We start from the raw sequence: 26,598 nt of genomic DNA, 5'->3' as shown, positions 1-26,598 counted from the left end.
ATCCATGACCCGTCCCGTAAAGCTGCTCTGGTATCTGACCGCGCCCGATGGCCCGTATCCCTGGGCCGAGGAAGGGCGCTGGCAGACCGGCTTCGAGCATCTCGAACAGCTTGCCAAGACGATCGACAAGCTGGGCTTCTACGGGGCGCTGCTGGGATCGAGCACTTACGAAAGCCTCGCCGTGGCCGCCGCGATGATCCCGGCGACCGAGCGGATGAAGTTCCTCGTCGCACAGCACCCCGGCGAGCTTTCGCCGGCCGTGTTGGCGAAGTACGCGCAGACTTTCGACCATTTCTCGAAAGGCCGCCTGCTGTTCAACGTGGTCAACGGCAATGATGCCGGGCTGGCGGCGCTGGGCGTGCACTATCCCCATGACGAGCGCTACGAGTTCAGTTTCGAATACTGGGACGCCTTCCGGAAAGTCTACGCCGGGGACCGTAGCGGCTATGAAGGCAACTTCGTCAGGCTGGCACCGCGCGCCGAGGGCGGCGCGCCGATGGGGGTCTGGGCCGGGCCTTACCAGCGGGCCGGGGTTCCCCTCTGGGGCGCGGGCACTTCGGCGCCGGGCGTCGCCCATTCGGTGAAGCTTCTCGATACCTACCTCAGCTTCGCCAATACGCCGCCTTTGCTGGGCGACAAGTTCCGGCGGGTCGGTGCGGAAGCCGAAAAGATCGGGCGCAAGCTCCAGTACGGCACGCGGCTTCAGGTCGTCGTGCGCGAGACCGAGGAGGAGGCCTGGGCCTATGCTGAATGGCTGCTCCAGCGTTCGTCGGTGGAGCATGCGCTGCGGTCGATCCGCATGCGTCTGCCACCCGGCGAAACGATCGAGACCTACCGCAGTCCCGATCCCCAAGTGCAGCGCAACATCGATATCGTGAAGTCCGGCCGTTTGCCGAGCGCGCGGGATCTTGAAGTCTATCCCAACGTCTGGGTGGGACCGGCATGGTTCGGCTTCGACATCATGGGGCCTGGAGCCGGCACCACGCTAGTGGGCAGTGCGCAGAACGTCGCGGCGCGCATCCGCGAGTATGCCGAGCAGGGCACCGATGCCTTCATCCTCTCGGGTTTCCCGCTGATCTCGGAAGCGCACCGGGTGGCGGAACTGCTGTTCCCGCTGCTCGATCTCGACCACGGCTTCGAAGTGCCTTCGCTCCGCGTGGCGGGGCCGCGCGCGGTTCCTTCCGGGGAAAGAGCGCTGGAGCAGGCTCCGGCCTGACCGACACAGGGCCGGGCGATCGAAGCGGCAGGCACACAAGCAAGGGCATCAGATGGCGACGATCTACTCTCCCAAACCCCTGCAGGCGAACGACGGGGGCCGGCCGGAGACAGGCACTGTCGCCGAGCCGGGGGCACATGCTGGTAGGGGGTTGTCACTCCCGGCCTGGCTCCCCTGGCTCGGCGGGCGAGTGCTGTCCGGTCTCGCCACGGCTTTCGTGATCTCGCTGCTGGTTTTCGCCGCGACCCAGGCGTTGCCGTCCGATCCGGCGCGGGTGATCCTGGGGCCGGATGCGAGCGAGGACAGCATCCGCGTGCTCCAGCATCAGCTTGGCCTCGACCGGCCGATACCCGTCCAGTACGCGAAATGGGCATCGCGCGCCGCATCCGGGGATTTCGGGGTTTCGCTGGATTCCAGCGTGGCGGCAGGCAAGATCGTGGCCAACCGGTTCGGCAACTCGGCCGTGCTCATGGCGATCGTCCTCGTTCTGGCGGTTCCCATCGCCTTTCTCGGCGGTATCGCTCTCGCGATCCGGCGGGACAGCAGGTTCGATCGCTGGACGATGAATGCGGTCATCCTGTTCAAGGCGCTTCCGGCCTTCGTCCTGGCCATCGGCCTCATTCTGCTGCTTTCAACCACTGTGTTTCCGATCCTTCCGGCGGTTTCTCTGCTCGATCCGGCCGTGTCGCCGTGGTTGCAACCCGCCTATCTGGTCCTGCCCGCCCTGACGCTGATCCTGACCGTCGCGCCGTTCCTGCTGCGGTTGGTGCGTTCGGCGATGATCGAGACGCTGGAAGCGGAATATGTCGCCGCGGCCCGGCTGCGCGGCATTTCGGAATGGCGGATTGTCTGGACCCACGCGGTGCCCAATGCACTGGTGCCGGTGATCCAGGGGATCGCCTTGACCAGCCGCCTGCTGCTCGGCGGCGGGCTGATCGTCGAAGTCGTGTTCAGCTATCCCGGCATCGGCAATGCTCTCAATGCCGCCATCGAGATGCGCGACGTTCCGGTCATCCAGGCGATCACCCTGACGATGGCGATCGGCGTGGTGGCCATCAATCTCCTGGCCGATATCGCGACGGTTCTGGTCACTCCCAAACTACGCACCTCGTCACGGCCGCGTCTGCGCGCGGGGACGCGTGCGAAACTCAAGCTGAAGGCGGGCGGTGTATGAGCAACGGTCTTTTCAACTTGCGCCGCGATCCCCAGGCGCGGCTGGGAGCGACTCTCGCCGCCACCGTACTGCTCGTCGCACTGCTGGGACCGCACGCGGCTTCCCAGTCGCCGCTCGCGCTGATCGGCCCTACTTACGGTCTGCCGGACCATGGGGCTCCACTCGGATACGACTATCTCGGGCGAGACGTCTGGTCGCGGCTTCTGGCAGGTGGCCGTTCCGTGCTCTGGATGAGTTTCGCAGCTTCCGCCATCGCGCTGGCAGCGGGCGCGATCATCGGCATCGCCGCAGGGCTATCCCGCCGCCGGATCGATCATGCCGTGGTCTGGGCCACCGACGTCCTGCTTGCGTTTCCCGACCTCATTCTCGTGCTTCTGGTGGTGTCCATGCTGGGCCGCGCACCCTGGCTCATCGTCCTCACCGTGGCGGTATCCTTCGTTCCCGGAGTGATCCGCCTGGCGCGCGGCGTCACGCTGGGCGTCGCCTCCCAGGAATATATCGAGGCGGCGAGGCTGATGGGTTATCCCTGGTGGCGGGTGGTCCTGCTGGAAATCCTGCCGAACATCTCGACCCCGCTGCTGGTGCATCTGGGCATCATGCTGACCTGGGCGATCGGCATGCTCTCGGGCCTCAGTTTCCTCGGCTACGGCGTGGCACCGCCGGCGGCGGACTGGGGGCTGATGATCAACGAGAACCGAGCGGGCCTGATGATCCAGCCATGGGCGGTGCTGGCGCCGGTGGCGATGATCGGCCTCTTCGCGCTCGGCAGCAACCTCCTGGCAGAAAGCGTCGCCAGGGCAGGGGCGCGCATTCCGTCGCGGCGGGGTCCGAAGTCGCGCGCCCGCACGCTGATGCGCGGGATCAAACGCCGCGAACGGGAGACGCGGGCATGAGCGTCGTTGCTTTCGCCAGGAGCCTGTTGCAGGTCCGCGATCTGATCGTCGCCCTCGAGGACGGCACTCCGATCGTGGAAGACATCGCCTTGTCGGTCGCACCGGGAGAGATTCTCGGCGTGGTCGGCGAGAGCGGCTCGGGAAAGAGCAGCATTGCGACCGCGCTGCTGGGCGACGCGCGCGCCGGCGCCGTGATCTCCGGAGGATCGGTGCTGGTGGAAGGGCGCGATCTGCTCGCTCTGGACGAGGCCGGGCGGCGGCAGATGCGGGGACCGGTCATCTCCCACGTCGCGCAGGATCCCGCGCTTGCGCTCAATCCCATGCGCCGCATCGGTTCGCTGCTCGAAGAAGTGTTGCGGGTCCATCAGCCCGAACTCTCGCGAGATGCCCGGCGCCAGCGAATAGCCGAAGCGGCAGCCGACGTCGGCCTTCCGGCAGATGCGGCGTTTCTGCGCCGCTTTCCGCACCAGCTTTCGGGCGGCCAGCAGCAGCGGGTGCTGCTGGCGCTGGCCGTCGTGCTGCGGCCGCGGCTGATCGTGCTGGACGAACCGACGACGGCGCTGGATGTGAGCACCCAGGCGAAAGTTCTGGAAACGGTGCGAGATCTCTGCCGGACGCGGGAGATCGGCGCCGTCTATGTTTCGCACGACCTGGCGGTCGTGCGCGAACTGGTCGACCGGGTCGTCGTTCTCTATGCTGGCCGTATCGTCGAAAGCGGAACGCGGGAGCAGGTCTTCGAGGCGCCGACCCATCCTTACACCCGCGGCCTGCTCGATGCCGTGCCCGACATTTCCGGAAGACACGCGCTGCGGGCCATCAAGGGGCACGCTCCGGCGCTGAAGGACCGGGGGGAAGGCTGCGCCTTCGCGCCGCGCTGCGATCTGCGCAGCGCAAGATGCAAGGCGCGGCCGCCCTTACGCGACTTCGGCGAAAAACGCCTCGTGGCCTGTCATCACCCCATTCGCGGCGATCGCCTCGATGGCAGTGCGACCGCGCAGATGCTGTCGAACGGGCCGGGCAAGGCCCTGGCCGAAGGGGAAGGCCGCATGTTGGCCGTCCTCGACGCGGTAACGGCTAATTACGGCGCGAACCAGGTGCTGGTCGACGTCAATCTGTCGCTGCGGGAAGGGCATTGCACCGCGCTGGTCGGAGAGAGCGGCTCGGGGAAGACCACTTTTGCCCGCTCGCTGGTCGGCGCCGTTGAGGACGTGGCGGGCGTGTTCTTCTACGATGGACGCCCGTTCGAACTGGCGGGGGATCGGGGCAAGGACCTGCGCCGACGCATCCAGTATATCTTCCAGAACCCGTTCCGGGCGCTGAATCCGCGCCAGACCGTAGGGCAGATCCTGCGGACTGCCGCTCTGCACTTCTTCCCGATCCGGTCGGCCGATGCCGACAAGAAAGTGGCCGAAGTCCTGCGCCGCGTCGCCCTCGCGCCGGAACTGGCGGAGCGCTATCCGCGCGATCTTTCCGGCGGGGAGCGGCAGCGCGTCGCGATCGCCCGCGCGCTGATCTGCAAGCCGCAACTGCTCATCTGTGACGAGATCACCTCCGCGCTCGATGTCTCGGTCCAGGCGGCGATCATCGACCTGTTGCGTTCGCTGCAACGCGAATCGGGCCTGACGATCCTGTTCGTCACCCATGACCTGGGCGTGGTGCGGGCCGTTTCCGACTATGTGGCTGTGTTGAGGCACGGGCGTATTGTCGAGCAAGGGCCGACGGACCGGGTGCTCGACCAGCCAGAGCATGACTATACGCGGAGCCTTGTCGCCGATTCTCCGCGCCTTCACGGGACGGCTGCATGAGCGACTAAAGCCCAGCTTCGTGTCAATCAAGAATTCTCAACTGTTTTAGTAGACAATTGGTGTTAGCGTCGATCCGACAAGTGGAAGCGGACCACCGCACTGGCTTGAAAGCTGGGAGCGACAAGCACGGGGCTTCGACATGCGCGATACGATCCTGAAATTCGAGGTTTCGGCCCTGGCGATCCGGGCACGGACATTCATCTTCTCCGACCCTCGGTCAAAGGCGCTTCTGCCGTTGATCGAGAGGACCGCGCCGAGCAATGCGACGATCATGATCACCGGCGAGACGGGGACCGGAAAGGAGCTCGTCGCCCGCCACGTCCACCAGCTCAGCGGCCGCGCGGACCGGCCTTTCATCGCGGTCAACTGCGGCGCCTTTTCCGAAACACTGGTCGAGAGCGAACTGTTCGGGCACGAGCGGGGAGCCTTCACCGGTGCCCACAATGCCCGCGAAGGCTGGTTCGAGGCGGCCAATGGCGGAACCCTGTTCCTCGACGAAGTGGGCGACCTTCCGCAGCCCCTTCAGGTCAAGCTGCTGCGGGTGCTTCAGGAACGCGAAGTGGTCCGTCTGGGCGCAAGGCGGCCGGTCAGCCTCGACGTGCGCCTCATCGCCGCGACCAACGTCGATCTGCGCGCTGCCGTGGAAGCCGGAAAGTTCCGGGAGGATCTCTATTACCGGCTCGGCGTGGTGACTTTGCCGCTGCTGCCGCTGCGCGAACGTCCTGCCGACATCCTGCCGCTCGCCCGTCATTTTCTGGGCGTCTATGGAGAGAAATCCGGTTCGCCCGCAATCGAATTGAGCCCGGATGCTGAAGACGTGGCGTTCCGCTACGCCTGGCCCGGCAACATCCGCGAACTCGAAAACGTAATCCAGCGTGCCACGCTGGTCGCGCCGGGCAAGATGATCGAGCCGGAGCATCTCGGGTTGCCTACGGACCCCCTGGCGAGCGCCGCGGAGGCGCGTGGCGACGGGCATGGGCTGGAACACCTCCGCGCGACGCTTTCGCAACTGATCTCCACGGGAGAGCCGCAGTTGCTGGACCGGCTGATCGATCTGGCGGTCCGCGAAGCCTTCGCCCTCTCCAACGAGAATCAGGTCCGTACGGCGCAGGCGCTGGGCGTCACTCGCAACGTGATCAGGACCTACCTGAAGAACGCGGGCCTTATCGGCGATTGAGCCGGGCGGCAGGCCCTGCGCCCGCCGCCCGGCCTTCCCTTTACTCGGCTTCCGCGGCGCGTTCGCGCAGCCGCTGGCGCGCGGCTTCGAGCGGGCGGGCATCCACCCAGTCGGAGAGCGCGAAGTCGCGGTCGAGCAGGTTGTGGACGTACATGAACGCCTTCTGCTGTTCGAACAGGGTGAGGCGCTCTTCGGAGAGATCGGGGTGCAGGTCGGCCAGAGTCTCGTCGCTATAGGCGCGGGCGACGCCTTCGGCCCCGGCGCGGGTCTCGCCCTGCAGCAGTTCGCGCACTTTCTGCTGGTTGGTCCCGGCCCAGTCGGCCGCGGCGAGCGTGCGTTCGAGGAAGCGCACCACGAGATCGAAGTGATTGTCGAGCAGATCCTGATGCACCGTGATCGGCCGCGGCGTGCCGTTGTTCACGCGCCAACGGCGTTCGGGCAGCTTGTCGAGGTCGATGCCGACTTCCAGCCCCAGCCGGTTGGCGGCGTCGATGGCCGAGGCGCCCTTGACGTAGACGGCATCGACCCGCCCGTCGACAAGGTCGGCAAGCCCACTCCAAAGCGACTGGAGCTGGGCGCGCGGATCTTCCTGCGGAGCGGCTCGCGCTGCCACCTCGACGAAGTGGACGTCATCGAAACTCAGCCCGGCATAGGCGAGCGCGCCCTTGACGCCGTGCAGGCTCATGCCGCGCGCGATGCTGGAGCCGCGCACGTGCGCCGCGTCGGGCTTTTCGCTCCAACCGGGCAGGGCGACGCGCTTGCCCTTGAGGTCTTCCGGACGGGTTATGCCCGAGCCGGGACGGACGAGGATCGCTTGCGCCTCGTCGATCCAGGTGAGGCCGATCAGGCGGCTCGGCGCGCCTTGCGCCCGCGCCGCGATGGCCAGCAGGTTGCCCCCCTCGCGGATGAGCGAGGGAAGCTGGTGGTCGTAATGATGGCGGGCTAGGTCGGTTCCGCGATTGTCCTGCCCCCGATTGTCCTGCAACGTCGAGACGGCGATGCCGTCGGGCGCGAATTCCGCGTCCAGCCAGCCCAGCTTGTAGGCGAGGCCGGTGGCGGTGGGCACGGGGCAGCGGGTGAACCAGATCGTGTCTATGGCTTGCGTCATGATGGCCTCCTTCGGGCGCGTTGAAATTACCAGCGATAAGTAAGGGTGGCGGAATAGAAGCCGCCGAGCGGATTGACCGGGCTGTCCTGCACGTAGGCGACGGAGGAGAACGGCCAGCGGGACGTGGCGTTCTTCGGAACTTGCGCGGGCTTCGCGTCGAACAGGTTGTTGACGTTGACGCGAAGGCCCAGTCTCTCGGTGAAGTCGTAACCGGCTTCGAGATCGGTGACGAAGATATTGCCCACGTTGACGAGTTCGATGGTGTTCGGGCCGCTGGCGTGTGTCAGCGTGTAGGAGCGGTTGATCTTGCCGTAATAAGTACCGCGCAGGCCGAGCGAGAACGGGCCGGATTCCCAGTTCAACGATCCGATCGCCTTGAGGCGAGGCGCGCGATAGAGGATCTGCGCCTGCGTGGTGGTGGAGATCAGCACGATGTTGAACTGCTGGAGAACCGCTGGAGTATCGGCCACATCCAGCAGCTTCGTCTTGTTGTAGTTGCCCGCAAGGCTCCAGCGGATCGCGCCGGGGCCGACTTCGACCTTGCCGTCCAGCACGACATCGACACCGCGCGTTTGCGTCGTGCCGGCGTTGATGAGATAGGAAATGCTGTCGTCCGGCCCGAAAGTGGGTGAGGCGGCCTGGACCAGCACGCCCGATCCGGGATGTGTGGATTCCCGGAATGCGCCGATCTGCGAGATGCGGTCCTTCACGCGGACCTGATAGAGGTCGACGGTCAGGTTCACGTCGCTGGCCGGCTGTGCCACGAGGCCGAAGCTGAAGTTCGTCGATCGCTCGGGCTTGAGCGGCCTGGCGCCGAGCGCCTGCGCCTCGGGCGAGCCGACCGAAAGGATGTGGTTGGTCTGGTTCACGGTCACGTTGGTCTGGCGGAAGGTCAGCGCGGCGAGCGCGGGCGCCTGGAAGCCGGTGCTGGCGGTGCCGCGAACGGCAAGGCCGGGGACGATCTCGTAGCGTCCCGACACGCGGCCGGTCAGTACGTCCCCGGCGCGCTGATAGCGTTCGTAGCGGGCCGCCAGATCGAGCGTGGCCCGCTCGCTCGGCCGTAGGGACAGCCCGGCGTAGAAGGCGTAGGAATTGCGCTCGTCGCTCGCCGCATCCTCGGGCCGGACGCCGGTGTCGGCCTGGGAGCCCGCATCCGACAGCGAGATCGGTTTGCCCGCGTTGGGGCCGTCGAGAATGGGCTGGCCGCCGTATCCCCAGGATTGCTCTTCACCGGCGGTACGGCGGTACGTCTCGCGCCGGAACTCGGCGCCCAGCGACCAGTCCGTGCCGAAACCGAACAAGCCTTCCTCGGTGCTCTTGCGGATATCGAGGTTCGAGGTCCAGGCCGTATAGCGATAATTGCCGAGGAAGAAGTCGGTCCGGCTCTGGAGGCCGTAACTGGGGCTGACGGAATCGTAGACGTATGTGTCGATGTCGTCCTGTCCGTAGCCGCTGCTGAGGTCCCAGTTCCAACCGTCGCCGATTTCGCCGCGAAGGCCGAGCAGGGCGGAGAAGTCGTTTTCGACCACGCCGCTATAGGGTGTGAAGCCGTCGGGCCAGATCGCGCGCACGTTCTGGTCGCGCGAGGGAAAGCGGTAATGCTGCGGCGAGCGGCCCTTGCGCCAGGAGTAGTCGCCGAAGCCGTAAAGTTCGAGGCCGTCTCCCAGCGGAAGGCCGAGGTCGGCGGTAAAGGAGGCGAGCTGCGCCTTGGGCACGCCGCCCGCCGCGCCGAAGATCCGGCGGCGATCGACCGTCGCTTCGCGCGGATCGGGCGTGGCGCCCGCGGGCAGGGTGGGGGCAGTGGAGGCATTGCCTGCGGGAAGCACCGGATTGCCGGATGCATCACGCGGGAAATAGAACAGGATATTGTCCGGCACGTCGCCGTCGGCGAACAGTTGCTTCTGGTCCACGTACTGGCCCGAAAGGTAGAGGTGCCCGCCGTCCCCCAATCGAAGACCGGCACCGGCGTCGTATTGCTGGACCCAGCCGCCGCCCTGGTAGTATTGCCCGGCCCGGGCACTGACTTCGCCCCCTTCGGCCGATTTACGGGTGATGATGTTGATGACGCCCGCGATCGCGTCCGAACCGTAGAGCGCGGAGGCGCCGTCGCGCAGGACTTCGACCCGGTCAATCGTGCTCAGCGGGACAAGGCCGAGATCAACCGCGGCGACGCCCACGTCGTTGACTCCCAGCCGGGCGGTGACGTGGCGGCGCTTGCCGTTGATGAGGACGAGGGTGTGGCCGCTGCTCAGTCCGCGAAGCTGTCCCGCGCGGATGAAGGTGTTGATGCCGTAACCCGGCATGTTGGGCACGTTGAAGGAGGGGAGGGTATCGTTCAGGGTTTGCAGGAGGCTGGCCTGGTTGGCCTGGCGCAGGGTCTCGGCGGGCAGCACGTCGATCGGGGTCGGGCTGTTCTCCACGGTGCGGCCCGCACTCCGCGCGCCGGTGACGACGATATTGCCTGCCCCGTCCGCGCTTTCCAGCTCCGCTGTGGAAACCGTCTCCGCCCTCGCCGTGGTGGACAACGCCGCGACGGTCAATGCCAGGGCCGAGATGGCCGAACCACGCAGGAAGTAGCCTTTGATCGAAATCATGCAGATTGCTCCGAACCGCTGTGTTGCTGTTGGTATTTGCGGTTCGCGCAGCTTTCGATCTGAACGGTTATACTGCGCGGTCGCCCCGCAAGCCGACACATTGCAAGGTGCGGGCCAATTTGCTTTATTCGGATCAAGTATATGAATTTGCGTGCTATTGAATTCTATGAGGTGTCGATTGAGTGGGTGGCCTGCGCCATTGTCAGCATTTCAATATTGAAAGTGTGACAATAGCAGCAGTGGATTTGGCTGAAATTGTAATCTGATTGAGAACAGCTATTTCCCGGAACATCTTTGAGAAATATTGCGGAAATATTCAAAGCTTTGCCGCCGCATGAAGACGTGAAGACGTGTCTTCGATGGCCAGCTCCTGCTGACCGTCGGTAACGATCCCGCTCTGGCGCTCGTAGGCCTCGTAGAGCCGGGCATAGGCGCCGCCCAGCGCGGTCAGTTCCGCATGGCTCCCCAGTTCGACGACTTGTCCGTCCCGGATGACGGCAATGCGGTCGGCGTCGCGGATGGTGGCGAGGCGATGGGCGATCACGATGGCGGTGCGCCCTTCGCAGAGCCGGCGGAGCGCCCGCTGGATCATGCGTTCGGTGTGAACGTCGACCGCCGAGGTCGCTTCGTCTAGCACGAGCACTGCCGGATCGGTGAGGTAGGCGCGAACGAGGCAAACGAGCTGCCGCTGGCCATGGCTGAGGTTCGCGCCGAGCGGACCGACCTGCGTGTGATAGCCGAAGGCGAGCCTTCCCAGCACTTCGTCGGCATCGAGGGCGCGGGCCGCCTCGATCAGGTCCTCGTCGGGTGCTTCCGGGCGAGCCTGGCGCAAGTTGTCGAGCACGGTGCCGCTGAACAGGACGTTGTCCTGAAGCACTACGCCGACGTGACGGCGCAGTTCCGACTGGCGCATATGCTTCACGTCGATCCCGTCGATCAGGACCTGTCCGGTCTGCGCCTCGTAGAAACGGGTGAGAAGCTGCACGAGCGTGCTCTTCCCGTGCCCGGTCGCGCCGACAACGGCGAGCACTTCACCGGCGCGGATATGCAGGGAAAGGTCGTGCAGCACTTGCGGCAACACGCCCGGCGCATAGGAGAAGCCGACCGAGCGGAACTCCACTTCGCCGCTGAGGGAAGGCACCTGCACCGGCTCTTCGGCGTCGAGGATGTCGGGCCGGGTATCCAGCAGCAGGAAGATGCGCTGGGCCGAGGCAGAGCCGGAGGCGTAGCGCTCGAACAGGTCGTTGAAGTCCTGTAGCGGGCCGAGGAACAGCATCACATAGAACAGGCTCTGGGCAAGCTGCCCCAGCGTGATCTGTCCTTCGAGCAGGCCGTAGCTGCCCACCAGCAGGATCATCGCCATGCCTGCCGCGTTGAGCAGACCACTGAGCGGCGCGAACCAGCCCGAGCGCATGTTGCCGCGCACGAGAGCGCCGTCGAAGTCGGATAGCAGTTCGCGGTAGCGCCGCCGGTTGGGCTCCTCGCGCACGAGCTGCTGGATCATGCGCACCCCGGACACCGTCTCGACGAGATGCGAGGTGAAGCGGCTGCGGTTCTCCGCCACGACGGCCCAGCTGCGCTGCGAAACCCGTTTGAACAGCCAGGTTCCGACGACGAGGAACGGCACCACGCTGGCCAGCGCCAGCAGCAGCAGGGGCGACATCAGCCACAGCATCAGCGCCGCCCCGCCGAAGCGCAGCACGGCCGAAAGCATGTCCGGCGGACCCTGGACCAGCAGGGCTTCCAGCGCGTCCACGTCGCGGTCGGCGCGGGAAAGGATGCGGCCTGCCTTGGTGCGGTCGAAGTAGCCGACGCTGAGCGCCTGGATATGTTCGAAGATGCGGATGCGCAGGTCGTTGAGGACATGGAGCGCGGCTGCACCCGCAAGATATCCCGACAGTCCCGCGAACAGGAACCGGGCCAGCCAGGTCACGGCAAGGCCGATGCTCAGCCAGACGAGCAGGCCTTCGTCGAGCGTCCAGCCCCGTGCGCCCTTGACCAGCCCATGATCGAGCAGTTGCCCGACGAACCAGGGACGGACGAAGACGATGCCGACGAGCAGCGTTTCCAGCGCGAAGACCGCGGCCACTTGCCTGCGCACGGGGCCAAGCAGGGGAACCAGACGCCGGAACATGCTCCGGTCGAGCGCCTTGCGCGCCAGCATTTCCTCGATTTCGATATCGCTGAGGACGCGTTTGTTGTCAGGCGGCGGCACGGTCAATTCCCAGAAGGTCGCGGTAGAGCGGATCGGACAGCAGGTCTTCGTGCGTGCCGGCAGCGGCGATGCGACCGCCGGCCAGAACCACGGTCCGGTCGGCGAGCAGGACGGAGGACAGCTTGCTGGTGATGAGCAGAACGGTCATCGGCTCGCCGTGCGCGGCGCGAAGCGCGCGGATGTTGCGCAGGACGGTGCGTTCGGTGACGGCGTCGAGCGCGCTGGTGGCATCGTCGAGGACGAGCATGTCCGGGGCGGCGAGCAGGGCGCGGGCGAGGCAGAGGCGCTGACGCTGGCCGCCGGACAGGGTTACGCCGCGATCGCCGATGCGTGTATCCAGCCCGTCGGGCAGGCGCTCCAGCAGTTCACCGGCCCCGGCGAGGCGAAGCGCCTCGACCAGAGCATCATCGTCGGCCCCCGGCGCCGCCGCGCGCAAGTTGGCGGCCAGAGTGTCCGAGAAGAGGAAGATGTCCTGCGGCACGACATGGACCCGGCGGCGCAGGTCGGACAGGTCGAGACCGCGAACGTCGTGCCAGCCGACTGCCTCGGAGCCGATCGAGACGGCGCCGCCGCTGACGTCGGCAAGGCGCGGCAACAGTGCCGCCAGCGAGCTTTTTCCCGAACCCGTGGCCCCCACCAGAGCCACGATCCGCCCCGGCTCCAGGGTCATGCTGCAATCTTCGAGAATGGCCGTCTCACCGCCCGGTGCCAGCAGCCGCACCGCATCCAGGCGGAAACCGAGGGCTCCCTGGGGGAGCGCTGCACTGCCGTCGACGATGGCGGGGTGCTCGTCGAGTAGATTCCAGATGCGCGCGGCCGAAGCGCGGGCGTCGGCGAAGATGCGCATCACGCGGCCGACCGTCTCGACCCTGAAGACCAGAGTGGTGGCGATCAGCAGCGCGGAAACCAGTTCGCCGACGCCCAGCCTGCCGGCGACGACGAGGTGCGCGCCGTAAGCCATGATCCAGACGTGCCCCAGCGCCACGACCGCCTGCGGGATCGGGATGCGCGAACTGCACCAGGCGAGGGCGTGGCGGGACTGGTCGAGGAAGAACCCGACATGGCCCCGGAACTTGCGGATACGACCCTGTTCGAGGCGGAAGGACTTGATGACGCGGACGCCGCCGATGCCCTCGGAAAGGTCCTGGTTGACCTGATCGTAGGCGTCGCTGACATTGCGGTCCAGCACGACCAGGGTATCCGTCTGGCGGACGAAGATCCAGAAGCCGAACAGGGTCAGCAGAAACGGCACCAGGCCCAGCAGGAAGTCGTACCAGAACAGCAGACCCATGGCGGCGGTTACGACGAGCGCAGTTTCCACGGTCTGGCGCCAGAACGCGACCAGGGCATCGCGCAGCTTGTCTGCATCGCGGGTGGTGCGGGTAATCATCTCCCCCATGCCGTGCTGCCAGTGATAGCCGAGATGGAGCGTCTGCACCTGGAGGAGGATTTTCTCGCGTAGCGTCGAGAGCAGCGACTGGCTGGCGCGGATGCTGCACATCCCGGAGACATATTGAAGCACGCCCCGCCCGGCCGCGAGGCCGACGAGCAGCGTCGTCCAGTGCCAGGCGACGCTGAAGTCGATCGTGCCGTCGGCCAGACGCGTGGCCGCCTTGCCGGTGTTTACGGCGTCCAGTGCCCGGCCGACCAGCCATTGCTGGAGCGCGAGACTGAGATGGATGACGCAGAAAAGCGTGAAGGTGGCTGTGAACAGCACCGGAATCGTCCGGTAGAGCGCCAGGCTGCGGAGCAGGGGATAGGCGGCGAGCGGCGACGCGCCGCTGGGCTGCGCCGCGCGGGAGGGCACGGGTCTGGGGTTTGTCATCGGCGCAGTGTCAGTCCGGGTTCGAAAGGGTCGGGCGGCGAATGGCGGCGGCGGAATATTCGTGCGGCGGTACGCCGTTCAGGTAGTAGTCGCCGATGTGGTGCAGACGCCAGCGGATGGGATCGTGCGTGGTGTGGACGCGAACGTCCGCCCAAAACCGGTCGAGGTTGAACTTGCGATAGGATGAACTGGCGCCCAGCAGCGAGAACATGTCGCTGGAGATCAGCAGCGCCGCCGCGTCGGTCCGCGCGCGCGCGGCGGCGACGGCGAGGATCAGTTCGTCGTCCAGCTCGCTCGGCCGCCCCCTGGCATTGTATTCGTCGTAGAGTTCGGCAGCATCGCGCAGCAGCGATTCCGCCACGCGCAGCGCCACCGCGTAGTCGCCGATGCGCTTGACGATGAGCGGTTCCTGCACCGCGCGCTCCACTTCGGCATCGATCCAGACGTTGGAATTGTTGTTGAGGTAATGGATCGCCGCTTCGAAGGCGCCGCGCGCGATGCCGGCGTCGATCGCGGCGTGGTTGATCTGCGCCCAGGTCAGGCCGGTCCGTTCCGGCTTTTGCGACGTACCGGCCACGGGCAGATTTACCTGCCAGTCATCCAGCACCAGATCGACGAAGCGGACGCCGCCGCTCATCGAATGTCGCTGTCCGAAGGAGTGCCAGTCGTCGTCGAGGACGAGACCCGGCGTGTCGCGGTGGACGAGGAAACCGATCTGGCCTTCCTCGGTGTTCGCGCCCGAGGAGATCCATTCGGCCAGGTAGCTGCCGGTGGCATAGAACTTGGCGCCGTTCACAACCCACTTGCCTTCCGCGTTGCGGGTGGCGGTGGTGCGGGTGTCGAACTTGTGCTTGCCGCCCACTTCGGCGGCGGCATGGCCCAGCCGCTTGCCGGCGGCGACATCGGCGATGACGCGGCGGCGCACTGCGTCGTCGGGGCGGCGCAGGATGCCGCGCAGCATCATGTTGTGGATCTGGACGAGCTGGCCGACGCCGCCGTCCGCAGCCGAGACGATCCGCGTTATCTCGACGATCGTCGCCACCGAGGCACCGACGCCGCCCTCCTCGACAGGAAGCGCGACGGCGGTCACGCCGGAGCGCTCAAGGATCGCCGCCTGTTCGTGCGGGGTGAGATTGCGCTCCTGAGGATCTGCGGAGATCGCGGCGATCAGCGCGGCGGCTTCGTGCGCGGCGGAGATCGCGGCGGCCTCGTCGGCAAAGCGCGGGGCGGAGGGACGCTCGCGGTCGAGCAGGTCGTTGGCGGGTTCTACGCTCACAGCGCGTTCTCCTTGGTGGCGCTATTGGTCGCTATGGCGATTTCCTGCTGGCGCAGCCGGGCCGCGCGGCCGTACTCGTCCGGCGGGACGCCGTTCAGGTAGTAGTTGCCGATGTGATAGATGCGCCAACGGATCGGATCGTGGGTGGTGTGGACGCGCGCGTCGGCCCAGTAGCGCTGCAGGTTCCAGCGATCGAGCGTGGAATTGGCCCCGGTCAGCGAGAACAGGTCGCTGCCGATGAAGATCGAGGCTTCGTCGGACTGCGCGCGTGCCGTGGCGGTGGCGAGGATCAGTTCGTCTTCCAGCGCGCGGTTGCCCGGATCGGCCTTGAACCGGTCGAACGTGCGCGCGGCGTAGCGCAGGGCGGATTCCGCCGCGCGCACGGCGACGGCATATTCGCCGATGCGCTTGATCGTGTGCTGCTCGTCGGCGGCGCGCTCCAGCCCGGATTCCGGCCAGGCGCGCATGTTGTCGCGGATATAGGCGGTCGCCGCCTCCAGCGCGCCGCGCGCGATGCCGGTATCGATCGCGGCGTGCAGGATCTGCGGCCAGGTCAGCCCGGTGCGGGGCATGAAGTCCGGTGCGCCGCCCGCCTTGGCCGCCTTGGGCGCAAAGCGCGGATCGACTTCCACATTATCGAAGCTGATGCTGCCGCTGACCGAATGCTGCTGGCCGTAGGCATGCCAGTCGTCCTCCAGCTTCAGCCCCGGCGCGTCGCGGTGGAGCAGGACGCCGACCGGCCCCTGGTCGCTGGTGGCGGAGATGGAAATCCACTCGGCCAGATAGCAGCCGGTGGCGAACGTCTTGCGGCCGTTGAGCCGCCACACCCCGTTCGCGTCCTGAGTCAGGCGGGTGCCGCCGCCCTTGCCCTTGCCTTTGCCCTCGGCCAGTGCATTGCCGAAGCGCTTGCCGGCAAAGATATCCTCGATCAGCCGCGCCCGAAAGGCATCGCCCGGGCGCGAGAAGACGCCGCGGATCATCACGTTGTGGATCTGCAGGATCTGCCCGACGCCGCCGTCCGCCGCCGAAATGATCCGCACGGTTTCCACCACCGTTTCGATCGAGGCGCCCAGCCCGCCGAACTCGCGCGGCACGTAGATGCTGGTCACGCCCGAGGCGGACAGGATTTCGGCGGCCTCGTGCGGGACCTTGTCGTTCAGCGACGCGTCGCGGGCGAGCCGGGCGATTTTGGCGGCCGCTTCATGCGCGGCGGCTAGGGCTTCGGCTTCGCTCGCCAGGCGGGGGGGAAAGGTGGTCATCGAGAAAGGCTCCGTTCAGGCAGGCTGAAGCGTGGAGGATGCGGCTTTGGCGGCGGCTTCCTCGCGGCGGCGGACTTCCTCGCGCACGGCGGGGATGATCCAGCGGCCGTAGTCGACCGCGTCGTAAAGCGGCTCGTAGCCGCGGTTGAGGAAGGTGGTGACGCCGATGTCGTAGTAGTCGAGCAGTGCCTCGACGATCTGGTCCGGCGTGCCGACGAGCGAGGTGGAATCGTGGGTGGCGCCCACTGCGGTCGCCGTGCCGAACCACAGGCACTTGTCATGACGCTCGCCCCGCTCGGCGGCGGCCAGGAGGCGCTTGGTGCCGGTGCCCTGAACGCCGTGGAACAGCGGGCTGGGCGAGGCATTGCGACGATTGCTGGCAAGGCGGTCGGCGATGTCGTGAGCGCGCTCCCACGCCTGCGCCTCGGTCTTGCCGGTGATGAGGCGGACCGAGAGGCTGACGCGCGGGGTGGGCTTGCCGATTGCGGCAGCGGCGGCCTTCAGCTTGCCGATCTGCTCCTTCACATCGGACAGCGGCTCGGCCCAGAGGGCGTAGAGATCGCAGTGGCGCGCCGCGACGTGATAGGCCGCATCCGACGATCCGCCGAACGAGACCGGCGGGTGCGGCTGCTGGAAGGGCTTGATCGGCGAGTAGACGTTCTTCAGCTGGTAATATTTGCCCTCGTGGTCGAACGGTTCGTCCGAGGTCCAGACCCGGCGCAGCACGTCCAGATATTCGCTGGTGCGGGCGTAGCGCGTGTCCTTGTCGGTGACGAAGTCGCCATGGCCGGGCTCGGCGGTGATGCCGGTGATGGCATGGACGCGGATGCGTCCCTTCGTGACGTGATCGAGTGCAGCCAAGGACTTGGCGCCTTGCAATGGAGTGGTCAGGCCGGGGCGGTACGGGATCATGAAGCCCAGGTTTTCGGTGTGCGAGGCGGCAAATCCGGTGGCGACGATCGATTCCCCGCCGCCGAGCATCAGAACCCGGTCGAACCCGGCATTCTCGTGCGCGCGGGCGAGATCGCGCAGGAATTCGAGATCGAGATGCTGTCCGCCCCCCGCTGGCCCCTGAAACTGATCGCGACCGGCGAGTGCTCCAACGAATTCGACTGGCATATTGAACCCCTGCTAGGCGCCTGCTGCGCGTTTGCAGTTTGTCTAATCAAGAGCTGTGCCAGTTGCCGGAAACGCTCGCAATTCCGTGGTGTGTTGCCGGCTCGTCGTCGTTCTTTTGCAGGGAGCGCGGAAAATTCATCAGCTGACAAAGCGGGTATGTTTAAAATCGAGCAACTGAGTAGCCCCTAGACCGTATGTTCGTGCGGTGAAGTTGGCCCGCTCTCGGAGTAGGCAGGAAACGGGTGTTATGCCAATGGTGTGTCGCAACCAAGCAGCTAGCCTTTCATCGTCGCTGGCGGCTCGGTGAACGAACGGCAGGGCGCAGGATGGGCGAATGAGGCGCTGAATGTTGGCTCTGTTGGCGATAGCTGCCCCCGAGGGGACAAGGCATGGCCTCGGGTTCATGCGGCAGTCGGGCGCCATATTGCTGCGGTGATCGCTGACTCCTCGCTCCCTGTTTTCCGGGCAAGGCGGATAAGAAAGTTTTGCTTCTCGGCTGAGCACGCATAATGTCTAGTGGAATGGTTGAGAACAGTTACTTCGGATTACGGCTCTGGCTGAACTTGAGCAGGAAACGAACGAAGCGATGCTGAAGGAACGATTGCGCGACCTGGATCTCAATCTCATGGTCGTCTTTGAGGCTTTGCTTCGCTGCGAGAACGTTTCTCGCGCCGCCGAAGAACTGGACATGTCGCAAAGTACGGTGAGCCATGCGCTCAAGCGGCTGCGCGTGCTGTTCGAGGACGTTCTCTTCGTCCGCGCGCGCGACCGTATGGCGCCGACACCTAAAGCGGTGGAACTTTCCGGTCCGATCTTCGAGATCATGCGGTTGGCCCGCAGCGCGTTGCTGCCATCTCCCTCCTTCGATCCGCTGACGTCCCAGCGTGCGCTGACGCTGGCGCTGGGGGATGTGGGCGACATGGTGATCCTGCCGCCGCTGATGCGCCATCTACGGCGGCATAGTCCGGGTGGCCGGGTCATCTCATTGCCCGCGACTTCCGAAGAATCGTTGGAACTGCTCGAGAGCGGCAGTCTCGATATCTACGTCGGCATCATGGACCCGACGTCACCGGAAATTCTCTGCCAGAAACTCTACGAGGACCGGATCGTCTTTCTTGCCGCCGCCACCAGCCCGCTTGAGGGGCAGGTGGGCCGGGAGGAATACATGGCCATGGATCACATTGCGCTTCAATCCAGATCCTCGGTAAAGTCCGGGCAGTTCATCGCGGATGCCCTGCTGCCGGAAAACGCGGGTGGACGGGTGCGTATCGAAACCCCGCATATCGCCGCGATTCCCTCGATCGTTGAAGGGGACGGCAACCTGGTGGCGGCCATTCCGATCTCGCTGGCGCGCTATTTCCGCCGGATCGCCGATGTGAAGATTCTGACGCCTTCTTTCCCGGTGCCGACGATCGCGATCAGCCAGTACTGGCATCGCAGGTTCGACAAGGATCCCTTCAACATCTGGCACCGGCAGTCGCTTTACAGGTTGCTCAAAGGCGGTGTGAATTTCGGCGACGAGGTGAGGGCCGAACTCGCTTTCTGAACCGGCGTTCCGGCCTATGCACGGGATCGATAAGGCCTATTGACCCAGCCCGCGTGGCGGCGCGCCGGGGGGCATGTTAGCTCCTTCTCCTTCGCTTCGGTGTGTTGTCGCACGCGTCCCGAAGCACGCACTTTCGCGTCAGGAGCAGGCATTATCATGGAAGATATCGTTTCCACGCAGTGGCTTGCCGATCATCTGCACGATCCGGACCTGCGTATCGTCGATGCCACGCGCCACCACTTCGAACCACATCGCAATTCTATTGAGGAGTATGCGCAAGGTCATATTCCCGGCGCCCTGTTCCTCGACATGCCCTCTTTCGTGGATGCATCCTCGCCGATCGAGAATACCGCGCCAGGGGCGGAGCAATTCTCCGGGAGAATTCGCGAACTCGGGATCGATCATGGCCAGCGTATCGTCCTTTATGACGACAGCGTGGTGAAGACGGCGGCGCGGGCCTGGTTCCTGTTTCGGGCCTATGGTCTGTCCAATGTCGCGGTGCTCGACGGCGGGCTTGCGAAATGGAAGGCCGAAGGGCGCCCGCTTGCGCAGGGACATGAACCCGCCATCCGCAGCACGTTCACGGCCCAGCCGGATCATGGCCGTTTCCGCACCAAGGCCGATCTGCTGGCCAACCTTGCCGGCGGGGCGGAAATCGTGGTCGACGGGCGCGGCGTAGAGCATTTCACCGGCACGGACGACGATCCCGATCCCGATGTCGCCGCCGGGCACATTCCCGGCGCCCGCAACGTACCGTTCTGGGATCTCTTCGCTGCCGATGGCACTTTCCGCGATGCGGATGCCCTGCACGCCCTGTTCGAGGGCGCGGGCGTGGATCTGAACAAGCCGCTGGTCACAAGCTGCGGCAGCGGCGTGGTGGCCTGCTCGCTCGCGCTGGCGCTGCGGCGGCTCGGGAAGGACGATGTCGCACTCTACGATGGCAGCTGGACCGAATGGGGCGCCGACCCGTCGCTCCCACGCGAGACCGGCCCGGCCGCTCCCCGATATTTCCCTATTTTCTGACAGGATGGCCCATGCCTCAGGATAACCGCATTCAGCTTTTCGATCTGCAACTCGAAGCGGGCTGCACGATCAGTCCCTTCGTCTGGCAGGCCAAATATGCGCTGGCCCACAAAGGGCTGGACTACGAAATCGTTCCCGGCGGCTTCACCAGCCTCGAACGCCGGACCGAGGGACGCTCGACCCACCGGCCGGGTATCCGCGGCGGCGAAAACTGGGTGTTCGAAAGCCTGCGCAGCGGCGAGTTCGTCGTCGCCGACCATCTTGATGCGGCCTATCCGGATCGTCCCTTGCTGTTTTCGGGCAGCGACCAGCGCAACTACGTCAAGTTCCTCGACAACTGGCTCTGGGCGGTAGCGATCCATCCGTGGTTTTCCTGCTACATTCTCGATTACCACGACCGCTGCCTGCCCGAGGATCGGCCTTCGGTACGCCAGAGCCGCGAGCAGGACTTCCTCGGTGGGCGCAAGCTGGAGGAGGTTCAGGCCGGACGCGAGGATCGCCTGCCGCTGGTGCCGCCCGCGCTGGAACCCCTGCGGGAGATGCTGCGCGAGAGTCCATGGCTGGGCGGCGATACGCCCGACTTCGCGGACTACGCGGCGCTGTCGGTGTTCCTGTGGGTTGCTTCTGTGGCGCGTACTCCGGCCCTGACCGTGGACGATCCCCTGCGCGACTGGATCGAGCGCGGCTTCGATCTGTTCGGCGGACTGGGCCGTCATCCCGGCCTCAATCCCCTGTTCGGGCTGGAGCTGCGCGAAGGCGATCCGGCACCTTTCGTCCGGGTTTGACCCCAAGCGAGCATCTGCCCGCCCAGGCGGCGGGCGGGGCGCGGCCTGCGATCCGGGGGTGTCGCGGGCCGCGCTGCGTTTCACTGACTAGATACCGGCAAGGCCGGAAAGGACTGGCGCGTGAGTTTTACCGAGAAGGTCGACCGCATCACCATCGATGCGCTGCGTGCGACCGGGGCCACGAAATGGGCCAACGAGGATGGGACGCTGGGCGCCTTCATCGCGGAAATGGACTTCGGTATCGCCCCGCCGATCACGCAGGCTCTCCACGCCGCCGTCGACGAGGGGGCGTTCGGCTACCTTCCCGCGCGCCTTACCGCCGACTTGCGCGGCGCGACGAGCGAGATGATGGCCAAGCGCCATGGCTGGACCATCGGGGAAGGGGATGTCTGGCCGGTTCCCGATGTCATCAAGGCGCTGGAAATGGCGATCCAGCATTCGCGTCCCGGCGGCAAGGTCATCGTGCCGACGCCTGCCTACATGCCCTTCCTGCTCATTCCGCCGCACATGGGCCGCGAGGTGATCGAAGTGCCGATGGTGGAGGCCGAAGGCCGCTACGCGCTCGATCTGGAGAGGCTCGACGCCGCCTTTGCCGCAGGCGGCAACCTGCTGATCCTGTGCAACCCCTGCAATCCGGTGGGGCGCGTCTTCGCGCGGGAGGAACTGGAGGCGATCAGCGAAGTGGTCGATCGCCACGGAGGGAGGGTGTTTTCGGACGAGATCTGGGCGCCGCTCGCCCATGCCGGGCATCGCCATGTTCCCTACGCCTCGGTGAACGCAGCCGCGGCGGGGCATACGCTGACCGCCATCTCGGCATCGAAGGCCTGGAACCTGCCGGGCCTCAAGTGCGCGCAAGTCATCGTCAGCAACGAGGCGGACCGGGCGCTGTGGCAGAATATCGGGTTTTTCGCGGGGCATGGGACCAGCAACCTCGGCGTCGTCGCCAATGTCGCGGCCTATCGTTCGGGCTTCGAATGGCTTGGCGAAGCGCTGGGCTATCTCGGCCGCAATCGCCTCGCGCTGTCGCGGTTGGTGGCGGAGAAGCTGCCGGGGGCCGTCTATAGGCCGCCGGAGGGGACCTACATCGGCTGGCTCGATTTTCGCGGCACCGGGCTGCCGGACAGGCCCGCGGCGTTCTTCAAGGAGAGGGCCGGGGTCCAGCTGACCGACGGGGAAAGCTGCGGCGAGGGGTTCGGTGCTTTCGCGCGGCTGGTTTTCGCCACGCCGCTGCCGGTGCTGGAAGACATCGTGGAGCGGTTGGCCGCTGCACTCTCCAAGGCTTGAGGCGCAAAAAAAAAGGCGGGCGGGGATCGCATCCCCGCCCGCCTTTTTCGTTATCGCGTCGCCGGAATCCAGTCCTCGGCGGCCTTGCGATCCTTGGCCAGATATCGTCCGGCCAGCAGCAGCACCGGCGCGGAGACGATCGACATCGCTGCCGTCACTGCCATCGAACGGCGGATCGCCTCGTCTCCCCAGATCGCCTGGAAATGGTCGTTCAGCAGCCCCACCGCGAGCGGCCCGAGAATGTCGCCGAGCAGCGAGTTGGCCAGAAAATAGAATGCCATGCCGAAAGTGCGGATGCGCGGCGGCAGGATCTGGATGAGGATCAGCGAGATCAGCGGCACCGCCATGGTCACGGCAAAGCTGCCGAGTGCCGCTGCGCTCAGCAGGCCCCAGAGGCCAGGCGCGAAGAGGAAGGCATATTGCGCGCCGCCGGCAACGAGAAAGCACAGTGCGGGCAGGGCAAATTGCCAGCGTTCGTCGCGGCGGTTCAGCCAGGCGAGCGTCGGGCCGGCGGAAAGCCCGCCGATCAGCCCGCTGATACCGCCGATCGGGCCGAACAGGCTGGCGGTGTGGGCCACGCTCATGTGATGTATGCGGACCATGAAGGTCGTGTTCCACACGATGTAGGCATAGAACGAGATGATGAAGAGCGATGCCGCCAGCGTCGTATAGACGTAAGTCCGGCGGCGCAGGAGATAGAGCAGGGACTCGCCGAGCGCAGGGCGGGCCTCGTCGTCCCGAACCGGTACCGGATCGAACCGGCCGCGCTGGGGTTCCTTGACCGTCAGCAGCACCACGAGGCCGAAGAACAGGCCGATGCCGCCCGCGATCCAGTAAGCCGCGCGCCAGCCATATAGCTGGGCGATCCAGCCCGCTGCCGGGGTCAGCAGCATCCCGGAAATCGAGGTGCCGGACACCATGACCGAGAAGGCGACCGGGCGACGCTCCTTGTCGAACAGGTCGGACAGCATCGAGGAGGAGGACGGCGTGCCCGAGGACTCGCCCGCGCCCATCAGGAAGCGCGTCGCCGCCAGTTGCCAGAAATTGGTGACGAAGCCGGTCAGCACCGTCATCAGGCTCCAGAACGAGAAGCCCAGCCCGATGATCCATTTGCGGTTGCCGCGATCGGCAATGCGGGAGACCGGGATGCCCATGAAGGCGTAGATCAGCACGAAAGCCACGCCCGAGATCAGGCCGAGATCGGTGTCGCTGAGCGACAGGTCCTTCTGGATCAGCGGGAACAGCAGGGAGATCAGCAGGCGGTCGAAATAGTTGAACGCGAAAGTGATGGTGAGCATCGCCAGCGTGTAGATCGCGGCCGGACTCCATCCTCCCTCACCCCCAGACACGGGTGTGTCCGGGGGTGTGAAAGCGGGAACAGCGGCTTCCGGCTCGGCCCTCTTTAGGCCGGGTTCGAGGATGGTCAAGAGGTTTTCCTGCCCGATTCCAGTATCAGAAGTCGATCTTCACCTTGGCGTAGTAGTATCCGCCGTTGATCCCGTAGGGAGAGTAGAAGATCGGGCCGTTGTAGTTGTAGGTTCCGTTCGCGGGCTGCACGCCGCCGGCGCCGTCCGAAACATTCGGAACTGTGTGCGCCTTGCGGTTGAACAGGTTGTTGGCCCCGAGGCTCAGCGCGATCGATGAGGTGAGTTTGTACCCCACATCGAGATCGGTGATCGCGGTGACGGGCATCTTCAGGACAAGGCCGTCCACGCCTGTTCCGTTCAGGCTGGCGAGGCTGGAAACCTTGCCATAGACGTTCTCGCGAATGTTGAGGCTGAGACGGCCGTGGACGATATTCACCGCCGGGATCACGCGCCAGCGCGGCGTCGAGTTGGTCAGCGTGCTGATCGCCGAGGGGCCGAGCAGGGCGGTCTGCCCATAGGCGGCATTGGCAACGGCGGCGGGCAGATCGGCCTGGCTCAGCACTTTCGTGCGATTGACATTGAGGCCGAGCGACCAGTTCGCCTGTCCCCAGTCGCCCAGCGCCGTATCATAGCTGAACGTCGCGTCGAGCCCGCGCGTGCGGGTGTCCGCCGCGTTGGTGAACAGCATCATCGCCACGTAGCCCATGTTGGGGCCGACGACGTTACCATGATCGCTGATCGCATCGAGCACGGCCTGCGACACGACATTGGCGCCGACTTGCCCAAGCAGATAGCCGGTGGCGAGAATGCGGTCGCGGATGGTGGTCTGGTAGGCGTCGATCGTCAGCGCCATGCCGGGGGCCGGGTGAATGACCGTGCCAAGGCTTAAGCTGCGCGAGTTCTCCGGCTTGAGCGGCGAGAATCCGGCAGACCGGGCCGCCTGCGAATTCACCGGCAATTGCACGATCGCGTAAGTCGGCGTCAGCGTGGTCGAGGAGTAGTATTCCTCCGCCAGCGTGGGGGCTCGGTAACCCGTGCTGACCGTACCGCGCAGCGCGAAAGCGGGCGAGACGTCATAGCGTCCGGTCAGCTTGTAGACGGCGGTCGAACCGAAATCGCTGTAGTGTTCGAGCCTCCCGGCCAGATCGACATGCAGGCCCTTGACCGGATCGACGGCAAGATCGAGGTAACCCGCAACGTTCGAGCGCGAATGGGAACCGGCATCGGTGGGCTGGAAGCCGGGATAGCCCTGTCCGCCTTCGGCATAGATCGAGGCGTCGTCGCCCCGGCCGATGGCGTAAGTTTCCCGCCGGAATTCCCCGCCGAAGGCGATGTTGAGCGGGCTGGCGAGCCCCACCTCGACATCGCGCGAGATATCGAGGTTGTTCGTCCACTGCGTCGCCTTGAGCGAGCCGTCGTAGAAGTTCGTCGGCGTCGATCCGGTGTCGGCATAGAGCGAGGCATTGGCGGAATCGCGCGTCCAGATCTTCGAGCGATTGATCCCGTAAGTCGAGGACAGATCCCAGGCCCAACCCGAAAGCGTGCCTTCGAGGCCGGCAGTGATCGAGAAATCGTCCTCGTAGAAGGCCTCGCGCGGGCTGAAGCCGTTCGGATAGAGCGCCACGGTTTCGCCGGTCACGTCGGTGGTGACGGCGCTGGGCAGGCGGTAATTCTGGTAGGCCGTAGCATAACGGTGGCTGTAGCTGCCGAAGCTGTAGAAACTGGTGCCGCCGCCAAGGTCGTAGCGGGTATTGTACATCAGGTTGTAGACGCGGTAGCGCGCATCGCCGACCGACTTGTTGATATAGGGATAGCCCGAGGCGCCGGCGACGCCCGCCGCATCCAGCGCGCCAAGGCTGTCCTTGACCGAGCCGTCGAGGTTCTGCGCGCGGTAGTCGATTCCGCCGACCTGGCTGCGGTCATGGAAACGAGCTTCGGCGGTTACGTTGAAGACTCCGCGATCGCCCATGCGGAACCCGTAGTTGATCTGGGCATCGCCGCTTTTGCCGTCGCCCTTGTAATACTGTCCCGCGGTGCCGGTGAACGAGCCGCCCGTCTTGTCCTTGAGGATGATGTTGATGACGCCCGCGACAGCATCGGTGCCGTACTGCGCCGCCGCGCCGTCCTGCAGCACTTCGACATGGTCGATCGCACTCACCGGGATCAGGTTGAGATCGACCGCTGCCGCGCCCTGGTAGAGCCCGCCGCCGGGCGAGGCCTGAAGGTTGGCGCTGGTATGGCGGCGCTTGCCGTTGACGAGGACCAGCGTGTGGTTCGGATTGAGCCCGCGCAGCGACGCCGAAAGGGTGAAGTTTCCGGTATCGCCACCCAGCGACTGGGCCGTGAAGGAGGGCAGGTTCTGTTGCAGGCCCTGCGTCAGATCGGGCTGGCCGACCTTTTCGAATGCAGAACTACTCACGATCTGGATCGGCGCGGCGCTGTCTGCCGCGCGCACACCGCGCTGACGGGTGCCGGTGACGATGATGTCCGACCGAGGGGACTGGTCCGTCAGGTCGGAACTTTGATCCGCCGGCTGCCCCCCGGTCTGCTCGGCAAATGCCACTTCCGCGCCGAACGCCAATGCGAGAAGGCTGGCGCCCAGATATGCCGCGTACTTGCTCATGATCTGCTCAATCTCCTGTTCGCCCTGCGCAGCGATGCTGCGCAGGGTCGGTCCCTGTGGTCGTTGCGGGATGGGGGGCGGCGGATGCCGTGACGCTTCCTTGCGATCCGCTTTGTCAACCAATTAAGTGGACAATAGCGCGCGACCGCGGACTGAGCCATGCGTTTCTTCGAAGGGGCATCGATAGGTTCTATCGATCGGAGACATAGTTCTCCATCGAGGCCGCACTCGCGGCTTCGGTCAGTCACGCGTGGAGAGGTGGCCTGGTAAAACTGGACAGAGGGTTAAGTGGATTTTCTGCCTGACGGC

General features: G+C 65.6%; 18 protein-coding genes. 9 read left to right on the top strand and 9 right to left on the bottom strand.

Translation table 11 applies throughout. The features are described 5' to 3' along the window. The first annotated feature begins 4 nt into the window (after nt 1-4). From V7066_RS20155 to V7066_RS20135, 5 genes are all read left to right on the top strand, one after another. Nucleotides 5-1,216: an LLM class flavin-dependent oxidoreductase gene (locus V7066_RS20155; protein WP_334184769.1), complete on the top strand. Its 1,212-nt coding sequence runs from the start codon at nt 5-7 to the stop codon at nt 1,214-1,216. A 52-nt stretch (nt 1,217-1,268) separates the two neighbouring features. Then, entirely contained in the window at nt 1,269-2,390 is a 1,122-nt protein-coding gene (locus V7066_RS20150) for an ABC transporter permease (RefSeq protein ID WP_334184768.1), read from the top strand. After that, nucleotides 2,387-3,283: an ABC transporter permease gene (locus V7066_RS20145; RefSeq protein WP_334184767.1), complete on the top strand. Its 897-nt coding sequence runs from the start codon at nt 2,387-2,389 to the stop codon at nt 3,281-3,283. The genes V7066_RS20150 and V7066_RS20145 overlap by 4 nt, the downstream gene beginning before the upstream one ends. Continuing rightward, nucleotides 3,280-5,088, top strand: coding sequence for an ABC transporter ATP-binding protein (locus V7066_RS20140; protein ID WP_334184766.1), 1,809 nt, complete (start codon nt 3,280-3,282; stop codon nt 5,086-5,088). The genes V7066_RS20145 and V7066_RS20140 overlap by 4 nt, the downstream gene beginning before the upstream one ends. Nucleotides 5,089-5,227: 139 nt before the next feature. Continuing rightward, nucleotides 5,228-6,265 (top strand): sigma-54 interaction domain-containing protein, encoded by a 1,038-nt coding sequence (locus tag V7066_RS20135; protein WP_334184765.1) that lies wholly within the window; start codon nt 5,228-5,230, stop codon nt 6,263-6,265. Nucleotides 6,266-6,305: 40 nt separating this feature from the next. Here the strand turns inward: V7066_RS20135 and V7066_RS20130 are convergent, their stop codons facing one another. The 7 genes from V7066_RS20130 to V7066_RS20100 all read right to left on the bottom strand — a co-directional run bounded on the left by V7066_RS20130 (nt 6,306) and on the right by V7066_RS20100 (nt 17,661). Further along, on the bottom strand, nt 6,306-7,373 hold the full coding sequence (locus V7066_RS20130) for an ABC transporter substrate-binding protein (protein ID WP_334184764.1): 1,068 nt from the start codon (nt 7,371-7,373) through the stop codon (nt 6,306-6,308). A 26-nt stretch (nt 7,374-7,399) separates the two neighbouring features. Next, on the bottom strand, nt 7,400-9,967 hold the full coding sequence (locus V7066_RS20125; RefSeq protein WP_334184763.1) for a TonB-dependent receptor plug domain-containing protein: 2,568 nt from the start codon (nt 9,965-9,967) through the stop codon (nt 7,400-7,402). A 316-nt stretch (nt 9,968-10,283) separates the two neighbouring features. Next, entirely contained in the window at nt 10,284-12,182 is a 1,899-nt protein-coding gene (locus V7066_RS20120; protein WP_334184762.1) for an ABC transporter ATP-binding protein, read from the bottom strand. Then, entirely contained in the window at nt 12,169-14,007 is a 1,839-nt protein-coding gene (locus V7066_RS20115; RefSeq protein WP_334184761.1) for an ABC transporter ATP-binding protein, read from the bottom strand. The genes V7066_RS20120 and V7066_RS20115 overlap by 14 nt, the downstream gene beginning before the upstream one ends. A 10-nt stretch (nt 14,008-14,017) precedes the next feature. Continuing rightward, nucleotides 14,018-15,283: an acyl-CoA dehydrogenase family protein gene (locus V7066_RS20110; protein WP_334184760.1), complete on the bottom strand. Its 1,266-nt coding sequence runs from the start codon at nt 15,281-15,283 to the stop codon at nt 14,018-14,020. Next, a complete protein-coding gene (locus tag V7066_RS20105; protein WP_334184759.1) occupies nt 15,280-16,542 on the bottom strand; it encodes an acyl-CoA dehydrogenase family protein in 1,263 nt (420 codons plus the stop codon). Before V7066_RS20105 ends, V7066_RS20110 begins: the two co-directional genes overlap by 4 nt. Nucleotides 16,543-16,557: 15 nt before the next feature. Then, entirely contained in the window at nt 16,558-17,661 is a 1,104-nt protein-coding gene (locus V7066_RS20100) for an LLM class flavin-dependent oxidoreductase (protein ID WP_334184758.1), read from the bottom strand. Nucleotides 17,662-18,247: 586 nt separating this feature from the next. On the opposite strand from V7066_RS20100, the gene V7066_RS20095 reads away from it, so the two are divergent. The 4 genes from V7066_RS20095 (at nt 18,248) to V7066_RS20080 (ending at nt 22,299) form a co-directional block, all read left to right on the top strand. Beyond that, nucleotides 18,248-19,207 carry a LysR family transcriptional regulator gene (locus V7066_RS20095; RefSeq protein WP_334184757.1) on the top strand — a complete coding sequence of 320 codons (960 nt, stop codon included), beginning with the start codon at nt 18,248-18,250 and terminating at the stop codon, nt 19,205-19,207. A 156-nt stretch (nt 19,208-19,363) separates the two neighbouring features. Then, nucleotides 19,364-20,230: a sulfurtransferase gene (locus tag V7066_RS20090; RefSeq protein ID WP_334184756.1), complete on the top strand. Its 867-nt coding sequence runs from the start codon at nt 19,364-19,366 to the stop codon at nt 20,228-20,230. An 11-nt stretch (nt 20,231-20,241) separates the two neighbouring features. After that, nucleotides 20,242-21,015: a glutathione S-transferase family protein gene (locus V7066_RS20085; RefSeq protein ID WP_334184755.1), complete on the top strand. Its 774-nt coding sequence runs from the start codon at nt 20,242-20,244 to the stop codon at nt 21,013-21,015. 120 nt (nt 21,016-21,135) lie between these two features. After that, a complete protein-coding gene (locus V7066_RS20080) occupies nt 21,136-22,299 on the top strand; it encodes a MalY/PatB family protein (RefSeq protein ID WP_334184754.1) in 1,164 nt (387 codons plus the stop codon). 50 nt (nt 22,300-22,349) lie between these two features. Here the strand turns inward: V7066_RS20080 and V7066_RS20075 are convergent, their stop codons facing one another. Next, complete coding sequence (locus V7066_RS20075) at nt 22,350-23,726, bottom strand: spinster family MFS transporter (protein WP_334184753.1); 1,377 nt, start codon at nt 23,724-23,726, stop codon at nt 22,350-22,352. Between the two features lie 25 nt (nt 23,727-23,751). Beyond that, nucleotides 23,752-26,289, bottom strand: coding sequence for a TonB-dependent receptor plug domain-containing protein (locus tag V7066_RS20070; RefSeq protein WP_334184752.1), 2,538 nt, complete (start codon nt 26,287-26,289; stop codon nt 23,752-23,754). Nucleotides 26,290-26,598 lie beyond the last annotated feature (309 nt).

The sequence above is a fragment of the Novosphingobium sp. genome (assembly GCF_036820275.1).
Classification (GTDB): domain Bacteria; phylum Pseudomonadota; class Alphaproteobacteria; order Sphingomonadales; family Sphingomonadaceae; genus Novosphingobium.
Note: the sequence above shows the minus strand (reverse complement) of the source record. Positions and strands in the feature narration are given on the sequence as shown.

Coding starts and splice junctions, on each gene's coding strand:
- V7066_RS20150 (WP_334184768.1), top strand. CDS start 1,269: ATGGCGACGATCTACTCTCCCAAACCCCTGCAGGCGAACGACGGGGGC.
- V7066_RS20100 (WP_334184758.1), bottom strand. CDS start 17,661: ATGCCAGTCGAATTCGTTGGAGCACTCGCCGGTCGCGATCAGTTTCAG.
- V7066_RS20085 (WP_334184755.1), top strand. CDS start 20,242: ATGCCTCAGGATAACCGCATTCAGCTTTTCGATCTGCAACTCGAAGCG.
- V7066_RS20070 (WP_334184752.1), bottom strand. CDS start 26,289: ATGAGCAAGTACGCGGCATATCTGGGCGCCAGCCTTCTCGCATTGGCG.
- V7066_RS20140 (WP_334184766.1), top strand. CDS start 3,280: ATGAGCGTCGTTGCTTTCGCCAGGAGCCTGTTGCAGGTCCGCGATCTG.
- V7066_RS20105 (WP_334184759.1), bottom strand. CDS start 16,542: ATGACCACCTTTCCCCCCCGCCTGGCGAGCGAAGCCGAAGCCCTAGCC.
- V7066_RS20095 (WP_334184757.1), top strand. CDS start 18,248: ATGCTGAAGGAACGATTGCGCGACCTGGATCTCAATCTCATGGTCGTC.
- V7066_RS20145 (WP_334184767.1), top strand. CDS start 2,387: ATGAGCAACGGTCTTTTCAACTTGCGCCGCGATCCCCAGGCGCGGCTG.
- V7066_RS20135 (WP_334184765.1), top strand. CDS start 5,228: ATGCGCGATACGATCCTGAAATTCGAGGTTTCGGCCCTGGCGATCCGG.
- V7066_RS20125 (WP_334184763.1), bottom strand. CDS start 9,967: ATGATTTCGATCAAAGGCTACTTCCTGCGTGGTTCGGCCATCTCGGCC.
- V7066_RS20155 (WP_334184769.1), top strand. CDS start 5: ATGACCCGTCCCGTAAAGCTGCTCTGGTATCTGACCGCGCCCGATGGC.
- V7066_RS20115 (WP_334184761.1), bottom strand. CDS start 14,007: ATGACAAACCCCAGACCCGTGCCCTCCCGCGCGGCGCAGCCCAGCGGC.
- V7066_RS20090 (WP_334184756.1), top strand. CDS start 19,364: ATGGAAGATATCGTTTCCACGCAGTGGCTTGCCGATCATCTGCACGAT.
- V7066_RS20130 (WP_334184764.1), bottom strand. CDS start 7,373: ATGACGCAAGCCATAGACACGATCTGGTTCACCCGCTGCCCCGTGCCC.